The sequence below is a fragment of the Pseudomonas poae genome (assembly GCF_001439785.1).
Taxonomy (GTDB): domain Bacteria; phylum Pseudomonadota; class Gammaproteobacteria; order Pseudomonadales; family Pseudomonadaceae; genus Aquipseudomonas; species Aquipseudomonas poae.
Genome location: NZ_JYLI01000035.1, coordinates 1 through 9,603 on the forward strand (window position 1 = coordinate 1; position 9,603 = coordinate 9,603).

Genomic DNA, 9,603 nt, shown 5'->3' on the forward strand with positions numbered 1-9,603 from the left:
TACGGGTCAGTTGGAAGGAATAAACAATCGAATAAAGGTCATCAAGCGGATGGCGTACGGTTACCGGGATAGCGAATTCTTTTTCATGAAGATCAAGAACGTCTTTCCCGGTAATCCGTGAAGAACCCTTTTTTTGAGAAGAAGTCGGGAGGCAACGCACACGGCCCAGTATTGTGCACCCACGTCTTCAAATCCCCAACGTAGAACGTGTGTCCCACGTCCACCGTCAGGTTGAAGGTCTCGCCCACCGGCAAGTAAAGCTCCAGCGACTCAACCTCAGACGAGGTGTTGTCGGTCTCTCCATCGGCCAGGGATTGCAGCAGATCGCCCGGTTTAAGATCGATAACAGGAATGAAGTCGCGCTTGGCCGGAACATAGAACGGGTGACCCGGCGTGACTAGCAGGGTTTCGCCCTCAGCTTTGCCGTCTACCCGAACGCTTTTCAGTTTGAGGCGGTAAATCGGTTGGTCGGAACGCTGATGGGTGGCCAGAATCTTCGCGGCGAAGGGTTTGCCGCCTCTTTCCGGCTGCTCCAGACCACGTCGCCGACTTTGAGCGATTCAATGGCGCGGTCGCCATTCGGGGTAGATACTTTGGTGCCTGCTGCAAAGCAGCAAGGCTCTTCGTATTTGGTCAACACGACTTCATTGCTTCTGGCAACAAGTAAGTCATCCGTTCTAACGTAGCTGCCTACATCACCACTGAGGGCCGTCGGTTGATAGCTACCGATGGATGCAGTTGGTGTACGGGTGCCTGTGCTCTCAAACCGTAACGTGGTGTCAAAGCTGCTGCTGGCTATACCGTTGCGGGATGGTTGTGATTTGTTGGATGTGATTGGACAAAGTTAAATACGCAAACCCCGTAAAAATGGGAGCGGTTAATCGATAACCGCCCTACTGAAGCAAAAGAAAATAAAAACCAGATTTTTAAAGAGCTTTTTCATACCACCCTTACAAACTCTAAAAACAAAAATATATTCTATATTCGACTCTTCACCGAAACGGCTCCATGCAAATAGATCTGTCCCTTTCGACCCTAATCTTGTTTCGACATCTAATGCCCACTCGAGACAGCTTATTTAATCTCAGACCTTTTATACAAATCCATCCCCCGCTGTTCTTTTCCGTCTCTTTTCCTTGCCTTCCTTTTGCTCTGGACATAATGAGACATATTCACTCAACTCTTTTCTTCTCAACCTTCTTGACTTGTCTCTCTACCTTTAGATCTACTCTGTTTACGCGTCTTCAACCATGACAGTATCCAAATCCCCACACCAACAGGGATCGCGTAAGCGAAAATACCCGGAAACAGTTCTACAATATCAGCCCAACCAAAATCCCAAAATCCATTTTTTGAATAACTAACCAGCGAACCTATGAACTTTCCAATAACCCCCATCAAAAAAAACAAAAAAACCACATAAATCAATAGCAATGAAAATGCCTGTAATCTGGACTTTGGTTTAATCACTTTTTCTCTCCTGCAGCACTTATAGTTCCATTAATGACTTCAGAACCGTAGCCACCGATGGTATTACCAAGAACTTCTGACGAACCACCTATATATGGTTTCAATTGGTTTGTTATCATTTTGCCACCTATAAAACCTACAGATCCACCCACTGCAGTGCCCAAAAGGGGATATGTAGGATCCCAGCGCGAATTTAAATAAATCCGCCCCTTTCCACCCCATTTACAAAAAGCCACTTTATTAAAAGCCGCCAAATTAGAACCTTTACATAAACTTAACCAAGCCCAGTCAAAACATCCATAAACCAACCGTTTTTACCAAACAAAAAATTAAACTACCAAAATCTTTGGTCGAGCACCCGCACTGAGTAGCTCGTCGGGAGAAAGCGGACTGTAACTAATCACACCCCCCCTTTCAAACTCACGCGCTTCTTCTACATAACCACTCAACAAATCAAAAAGTTTACGAGAGTCCTTTCCAAAGGCGAGAAAACAAAATTTTCTTATCGAGATAATTCGCTGCATTTATACGAAAAACTCCATCCATACCATTAACGTCTTTTTGTAGCCTCACAAGCTTCCAACACTAAAAGCCAATCACTTCTCGTAACTTTCCAATCATGTAAAACTCATAGGAGCCAAACGCCTTTATATAAACAGTAAAAACAACTTTCAACAAATCCGAATAGTCGACTTTGGAATCTGTAAATTCAATAAATAGCGTATCGTCAAACTGCGCATCATCTTCCAGATAATTTTGATCTCGTAGAACACATGAAATTCGATCTTTAACGCCGACTGGACGTAGCTTATCCAATGACACAGAAGTCACCGACTCACTTCCAACAGGGAAACTTTAATGGCATCTTTCAAATTCCACGGAGCGTCCAAATCGCCTATAGCTCTCAAAAAATCTTTATGCCTCTCTTCGATAGACTCTGAAACACCAGGTCTATGTCGAAATTCGAGCTTATCGTTGGTCGTCACCGTTCCCCCCTTACAGAAATATTTCTGACATTTTGCTCAATAAGGATATCTATTGCCCTATCGAACAAAAAGGGAACAAATTAATTTAATACGACTTTCAACTCTGACTTAAATAAGTATATCCTATCTTTTAAAATATAATACTTGGAAATACTTTACGAAACATATGCTGTATCGCTGGCAACCGGGCTAGCTCGTCCAACATTTCGGCAGCCGAAAGCGGCATATCGTAAGGTATCCTGCCACGGAGCAGTGCTATTCCATATAAAGCATATTCCTCGTTTTTAGAGTGGCTCCAACTTGGAACATAGCCAATTACTTTGTAGATCTTGAAAATAGGCTCATCAAATTCAATCAAATCATATAAAAAATTTGGAGCTCCCTCCGCCCCTAAAAATTCTGCGCACCATGATTGTAACTCTGATCTATTAATAGCCTCACAGAACAGACAGGTAATAACAAACCCTAAAAGCTCATCACTGTAACGCTCAGTTTTTTCTATAATCACCTTCCGCCCCCCATAGCTTCACCACCTATGTGTCCAGTTTTACTGTGAATCAGCTCCGGAACGAGCTGCATCCGTCCGCTATCTTGGTGATGATGCCACGTGTATCCATCAATTTTACTTTTCCCCGATTCTATTTGTTGCATTTGTTTAGCTGTAAACCCAGAACTGCTCACCTGCCCTTTATGTATAGCATTCGATAGATCTTGGGTTGCAAGATTCATTTTTTGTCTATAGCTAGCAGAGTTAAATACCTCGGTCGGCAACCGAGTGTCAAACGCAACAATATCATCAAAGATCGGGAAACCTCTGTTATCAAATACTATGCCAGTAACTGGATGACGTTGACCCGCAAGATACACATTTCGGCCATCCGCAGGCGGTACGGTAGTTGATATGACATTTTCACTTACATGACTAGCTTCCAGCTCACTGCGAGCACTATGAGGATTATATGGAGCATCTGGACTGGTGACGCTAGCCGTTTCCGCATCGTTCCGTATTGAGCAGACTCCACCACTACAGCTATAACATGGCCCATGTGTTATGGACCCAGGTGCTTAATTTTCCAACGTAAAACGTATGCCCAATATCAACAGTTAAATTATAGGTCGTGCCTTGAGGCTGAAGTAGCGCAACAGAAATCACCTTAATCGATGCATCTTGTGTCGCCCCATCCCCCAACGACTGCAGTTGATCACCCGGCTTGAGCTCTATAAGTGGCAGTGACGCGCACAATCATGAATAAACTTCTCCCTCTCTCTTTTATTTTCGAAGAACAAGGAATTTATCTTCATTGAAATACCCAGCACCGCCCAAGCGCCAAAATTCAAAATATGAACGGAAGTCAAAATCCAGTTTTATTAGAGGCTGCCCCATATACCAAGCCAAATAATAATCAGCGGCAACTCCGTAAAGAGCCTCAAACAGTGCATACTCTTGCTCTGTTTTTAGTAACCTGCAATCCCTGACCTTATCCCCCACCAACTCAAGTACCCAGTTGCTGGGAACGTCCAATTTATCAAAATCGTTAAACTGATCTTTATTCCCATAAAACAATTTTGCACGCTGGCATATTTTGTATAACTCATCGTCTCCAAGAGACTTACAGAAACTTGCCTGAGCTTGCAACCAGCGTTTTGCCTTTTGCATCAACTCAAAGTCGCTAGATTCAATCGTCGGGCATAGATACAACTTATCGTCAAGCGTACCAGCCTGAATCACCTCATTCACGCGCGACACCAAACTGTCAGCTTGAGGAAAATAGCTTAACGCTTTAGTGATTTCAGGTAGAGAAGAATGCACTTTAAACAACGATAAAAAGTGCGACTTATTAAAATAAGTTCTTCCCTCACAAAAGACGCACCAGTCATTTAAAATGGGTAGGCATCAATTTCTTCCTCTTGGTAAATCCGGCAAAAGAGAAGTATCGATTTTCGAGAACAAAAGGAGACAGATTTATTAAATTGAATTTTTTACTGCTATCTCAAATTAAAATAAATCTGTCACCTTTTATTCCTTTATTCCCTTTCTATTATTTCTATGCACTCAAGACGAACGAACTCACATCTCCAAAATTCAAAAACTCTTGAAAACAAGAAGTGACGACGCTTATATCTCTTGTTACGAAACTCGCCGGATAATAGTCGCCCAAAATCTCAACTGAACTTGTCCCCCCGACGTATTATCAAAAGTACGCACAATATGCTCCCCATCTTCAAATATTGATTTAGCATCAAAAGATAATTTCCAGAATCAGCGTATAGATTAATCTCATACGGTCCATATTCAAGCGCCGGCGAAATAGACAACGAAGCGACGCCGTCAACTTCTCTATATTTGCTTATAATGGATTTCACATCTTCAAGGACGGTTGGCGAACAAGAGGGATTTGCAATCTACCGTATTCAGGATTAAGTGTATACCCTCCAATTAGCAGCTATTTTTTTCCTTAATAGACTTCATGCCTGACTCCCAGTAATAGTTTTTCGGAAGTCCCGTTTTATCATCTATAGCTTTTACGGTAAGCGATTTCAACTCAGCTTTTTCTGCGGCAGCAGCAATGTTACCTTTGCAGAAACCGCATACATCTTTTCCTGCGACCGTAATGGACATGTCCGTCCCGGCAGTTTACCAGAGCTATATGCTTGCTGAATCACACCTATTTCTGCGTGGGCATCTTTCATATTTCCGTTTGGATAAAGCTTGCCAGAATTCTTAGCAGCTTTATCTGCAATCCTATCCGTGATCAACGAAGGTATTTTCGGGTCTACCTCGTTGAGCGGACGAGAAGTCTGATTGACGTCTTGAAAGGTTTGTCCACCTACCTTTCCCTCTGCGGCCACTTTCGGCGCCGCGCCCTTAGCCGCTCCTTCTATAACATTCCTCTCGGCCAGTGCAGCGGTTTCGGAATCCGTAAACATGCTTGTTGCGTTTGCATTCTTATTATGGCGGCCGTGCGCGGGAGACCTTCGGGTCTGCCGGTTACTCTTTTCCGGTTCGCCAACCTGCGCACAGCTGCCACCCAATGGGTGTGATTTGCTGGATGTGGTTGGGCGGAAGTTGAATTCGCAAGTTTCGTAAATAAAAAGGGGCGGAACCTCAAGCAGAAAAATAAAATTATTTTTTAAAGAGCTTTGATTTTGGCCCAACTTTTCATGTTAAATTTTTTCTTCACATGAATATAGCTAACAAGCCTGCTCTCAGCATCATGGTCAACAGTCGCTACTTGCTCCCTGACATGAACTCACATCCAGGGTTTGTAGGAGTCCTTCCTGGAGTTTTTATGGAAGGTACGTCGCGTAAGGGAGTACCAAAAATGAGCCGATACATCTTCGATAGTTTCAAGATCCACACACTCTTTTTTAGTTTCAGCATAGATGAAATTCTCCATACTTTCCTATGCCTCCAGTTATCATTTTTGCTTAATCCAAAACTTCAGCCAGCTCCCATTGAAGGATCCAGGCTCGGCAGAGTTGTCTGCTCCTAAGATATCGGACTGATAAACACTGAAATAGTAAACTTGACACTTAGAAAAATGAGTGCGGATTTATTTAACACACACTTTTAGCTCGAACTTAAAAGATGCTTTTCTCTCCATCCCTTCTCGGTTATCGCGAGTTCAACTTAAAGTCATTCAGTTCCTTATTAATACTCTTTAAAACCCCCTGTGCAAACTCACCATCAACCTCCATTAAAAACTCTATTACGTCATAAATTTTCCATCGATGCATGGCGGGATCTTTAAGAATATGAATGAGGTGATCACGCAACAAAGGAATATACTCTAAAAAGCCCTCATTCCGTACAATCCAAAACAGGCCTGAAATTTCAAAAGGCCTATTATTAGAATACGTTATTATTTTGGATACAGGATCAAAAATTTCAGCTCTAGCTTCCTCTACTCGACCTTGATCAGCAAGATTTGCAAAATAACTAACAAACGCCAACAGCGCAAATTTAAGCGTATCGTCATAACCATAAATCCTATGACACAAAACATTTTTAAAGCTACCCTTGTTGTTTACAACAAAAACAAGGTAATTAAAACCTTCCTTAAGCCCCCAACTTGCCAACAATCTAGCGGCAAAAAACTTAACAGTGTTATCCGTGTCATCTTTTAAAAATTTGATCAGCGCCTGAATGCGATATTGCGGAACATCCTCAACGTCCAACTCAGAGGCATCTGCAACGTCACCTCCTTCAGGAATTTCGTATAGAATATCTTGAGTTTCTTTGTCCATGATTATTGCCCATTATTTTACATGATTGAAATAGCCGGAAGGAACACAACCTTTGATCAAACATTCACCATCTCTAGTCGCGTTGCGCAGGTCTCTCGCCGCAGACTCTAATTTATCAGTGTTTTTTCTAGTAGGGTTAGCGTCAAAATTTTGCTGGGCACGATTTAATTTTGCTTGAAGCTCTGCCTGTACCTTTGCGTTTTCTAAGATTTCTGTTCCAGACAGTTTACCCGCATCTATATCTTTCTATAAGCGTTCAATATCAATTGCAATTTGATGAGATCCATAATCTTTAACCTCTCCAGCAACTAGCGGATCAGTGGCCGAAATATAAGGTGAGTTAGCCGGATTACTTCCGCTAATATGCGTTTGAACACTTCCTGTCCCATCGATATTGGGCGGCACCAAATCCCCATCACTATTAATATGAGCTTTGGGATAGCCTTTGTCATTCAGCGGAGAATTAAAGTCGTTATCACTGCGAAAGATGAATTTGCCCCCTGAACATCTGTCCCAGTCCGCAGCGGCCAGCGCCCAGCAGTCCATTCGACCAGCTTCCCACCAACGGTTCCTCCAACTGCAGGTGCAATGCTGAGCCCAAACTCAGCATTAGCCTGATTACGAATCGCAGCCGCGGCCTCATTATTACCCTGCATCTGATAAGCAGTGGCCAAAGCCTCTTTGCTCTGGCCTTGCTCTAAACTGTCCCATAGCGACGCAACAGGATTCTTGGTCAGGCCCATCATGCCGTTGGTGAGTTGTTCGCTACTTTGTGCTGGACTGCTCAGCAGTGACCAGATGGAACCCACAGCATTCGAAACAGCCGCTCCTGCCCCCTGCCATGTGCCAGCAAGCCCGCCTTTAACCGCTCTAGTCAGATCATAGTAAACAGCAATATTTTTGTCATAGAAGCGGTAATACTCATACGATAGATCGCCGGTATACGCCCCTTGAAAATTGATTGAGTTGACTGAAGGGTCGGCATAGTCCTTCGGATTTGATTGGGGGAACTGAACGAGCAGATTGGATGTTTCAGCAGGGGTATACGTTCTATCGGCTTGCGTACTAGGCACATCCGATGAAGTTGATCCTGCATATTCAGCGGCGATGGGTGTCAGCGCTCTGCCAAGGTAGTCAAGGGTGTTCTTATCCGGCACGTTGCCGTTTTCGTTCAGGACCTTATTCCAATTTTTATCAGAGAAGTAAACCAGGCCTTGAGCGAGACGGCGCTCGGCTTCTGCGATAGATATATTCATCTCAGCAGCAAATCGCGGCGCTTCTTCTTTAATCAGCTTGACCGCCCTCGGGTGCAACTGCTCGTTGTACCGCTCAACATTGCCCGCCACCCAAGCGGCGTCATTCGGGTTGCCGTTAACCAGGGATCCGGCCGCAATACCGATAATTTGCGCGGTGGCGACTTTGAATTGATCATCCTTTGCGAAACGCTCATCCAGGTACTTACCGACGTTCTCGTTCGCAATCGCCGTCAGGCCCTCAGCCGCGCCGGCGGCAATGGCGCCGGTCTTGAAGTCACCTCCTCGAGCCGCTGAAAGCGCGCCGCCCAGGATGGCGTGCATCAAGACCTTCTCTGCCGAGCCGGGGCTCAGGTCAAGGTCATTTGCCAGGTTGCCAAGGCCTTTGTTACCGGCCGCTGCGGCAAGGTCGAAACCTTGCGACACCAGGGCAGAGCCCAGATTGTCTTTCAAGCTGCCGCCGTTGATGGCTGTAGAGATGCCGCTTTCGATGACAGCGTGGGTGCCGCCGCGCAAGACTGCATCCTGAGCTTTTGGCCAGCTGAGCCAATCACTGGAATAGCCCGGGTTCTGCACCGGCCCTGCCGTGGTAACTTTCGCGCCCGCGCCGTCGGCCGGGCTCGCGCCCTTGAACCAATTACTGTCGGCGTAGTTCAACGCCCCAGTAGCCAAACCAGCAATGGCGGCGTTCTTAAGGCTGCTGCTGCTGAAGGTGTCCTTGAGCGCAATACCGAGATTGCCTTTGTTGTTGATCGTGCTCACAGCACCGGTACTGGCCAACGAGGTCAGCGCGGCGGTGGCCATCATGTTACCTAGCCCCGCACTTGTGGCTGCAACCGCCGCCGACGTACTGGTGGCCGCAACCGCAGCTGAGCCGGCGGCCATGGTTGAACCGGCCGATGCACCTGCGCCCACCAGTGCACTCGCACCACCTGCCGTCACAATGGTGACAATAATGATGACCGCCAACATGGCCCCTTGGCCCATGCCAGAGTTGCTGTACTTGAAGGAGTCATGCAGCTCTTTTACCTGGCGCCAATCCACGTCGCCGCGCTTCTCGGCGTCCTTAAGCCAAGCCAACTGCGGGTCGGCCTTGACCATGGTGTCGATGGTCTGGCTGACGGTTTGCTGGTCGACTTGCTTGACGTCGATCTTCAGGCCGTTGACAGCTTCAATGACGGTCTGCCCCTTGGCAACCAGTTCACTCTGACGCAAGGTTTCATCGGTTTTGCCTTTGCCCTTCATCGAGAACCAAGCCATGTTGCTCTTGCTCTTGGTATGGCTCTCGTCGTGATAGTCCTTCACACCTTCAAAGGTAATGGCCCCGCCGCTTTTCAAAATCAGGTCGTTGCCACTATTGAGCTTGGCGACTTGGTAACGCTGGTCACCGTTGCTGACCAGCGTCAGGTTGCCTGCGGTTTTGATTTCAGCGCCGACGTTGGTGGTTTGGGTGACCTCATCACGCTTGGCCTTTTTCGCACCCCACCCACCTTTCTCCTTCATGTCATACAACGTATGCGTGCTGTCCTGCGCCGCCAACAAACTCAACTTATCCCCGCTATAAAGATAAGCCTCATTCCCCGCACTGATCTTGCTCGCAACAATCGTCGTGTCACGCCCGGCCTGGCTGACAAAATCCCCACCCG

Annotated in this window: 12 protein-coding genes and 1 pseudogene; 1 reads left to right on the forward strand and 12 read right to left on the reverse strand. The window is 46.0% G+C overall.

Features of this window, described 5'->3' with window-relative positions:
• The coding region (locus TU75_RS25825; RefSeq protein WP_211263080.1) for a transposase at positions 1-121 on the forward strand (121 nt) is incomplete at its 5' end.
• 321 nt (positions 122-442) lie between these two features.
• On the opposite strand, the gene TU75_RS28390 is transcribed toward TU75_RS25825, so the two are convergent.
• The 12 genes and pseudogenes from TU75_RS28390 to TU75_RS25845 all read right to left on the reverse strand — a co-directional run.
• Positions 443-640, reverse strand: coding sequence for a Hint domain-containing protein (locus TU75_RS28390; RefSeq protein ID WP_256097808.1), 198 nt, complete (start codon positions 638-640; stop codon positions 443-445).
• 551 nt (positions 641-1,191) lie between these two features.
• Positions 1,192-1,470 carry a hypothetical protein gene (locus tag TU75_RS27550; protein WP_141719166.1) on the reverse strand — a complete coding sequence of 93 codons (279 nt, stop codon included), beginning with the start codon at positions 1,468-1,470 and terminating at the stop codon, positions 1,192-1,194.
• Positions 1,467-1,724: a hypothetical protein gene (locus tag TU75_RS27555; protein ID WP_141719165.1), complete on the reverse strand. Its 258-nt coding sequence runs from the start codon at positions 1,722-1,724 to the stop codon at positions 1,467-1,469. Before TU75_RS27555 ends, TU75_RS27550 begins: the two co-directional genes overlap by 4 nt.
• An 862-nt stretch (positions 1,725-2,586) precedes the next feature.
• Entirely contained in the window at positions 2,587-2,964 is a 378-nt protein-coding gene (locus TU75_RS27200; RefSeq protein ID WP_082630580.1) for a hypothetical protein, read from the reverse strand.
• On the reverse strand, positions 2,961-3,323 hold the full coding sequence (locus tag TU75_RS27205; protein ID WP_197676830.1) for an HNH endonuclease: 363 nt from the start codon (positions 3,321-3,323) through the stop codon (positions 2,961-2,963). Before TU75_RS27205 ends, TU75_RS27200 begins: the two co-directional genes overlap by 4 nt.
• A gap of 163 nt (positions 3,324-3,486) precedes the next feature.
• Positions 3,487-3,609, reverse strand: a complete 123-nt coding sequence (locus tag TU75_RS28765; RefSeq protein ID WP_369485075.1) for a hypothetical protein — start codon at positions 3,607-3,609, stop codon at positions 3,487-3,489.
• 117 nt (positions 3,610-3,726) lie between these two features.
• The gene (locus TU75_RS25830; RefSeq protein WP_231981877.1) at positions 3,727-4,194 is read right to left on the reverse strand and encodes a hypothetical protein; all 468 of its coding nucleotides are present in this window, start codon (positions 4,192-4,194) and stop codon (positions 3,727-3,729) included.
• Between the two features lie 307 nt (positions 4,195-4,501).
• The gene (locus TU75_RS28770) at positions 4,502-4,618 is read right to left on the reverse strand and encodes a DUF6911 family protein (protein WP_414860465.1); all 117 of its coding nucleotides are present in this window, start codon (positions 4,616-4,618) and stop codon (positions 4,502-4,504) included.
• 1 nt (position 4,619) lies between these two features.
• Positions 4,620-4,820: a DUF6911 family protein gene (locus tag TU75_RS28775; RefSeq protein WP_414860452.1), complete on the reverse strand. Its 201-nt coding sequence runs from the start codon at positions 4,818-4,820 to the stop codon at positions 4,620-4,622.
• A gap of 73 nt (positions 4,821-4,893) precedes the next feature.
• Positions 4,894-5,384: pseudogene (locus tag TU75_RS27925) on the reverse strand (cytidine deaminase-like fold-containing protein).
• A 687-nt stretch (positions 5,385-6,071) separates the two neighbouring features.
• Positions 6,072-6,704, reverse strand: a complete 633-nt coding sequence (locus tag TU75_RS25840) for a hypothetical protein (protein ID WP_060550518.1) — start codon at positions 6,702-6,704, stop codon at positions 6,072-6,074.
• 452 nt (positions 6,705-7,156) lie between these two features.
• Positions 7,157-9,603 (reverse strand): DUF637 domain-containing protein (locus TU75_RS25845; RefSeq protein WP_248844506.1); only part of this gene is annotated, 2,447 nt, incomplete at its 5' end.

What these genes read in the sequence shown, in the direction of transcription:
- TU75_RS25840 (WP_060550518.1), bottom strand. Translation starts at nt 6,704, where the DNA reads ATGGACAAAGAAACTCAAGATATTCTATACGAAATTCCTGAAGGAGGT.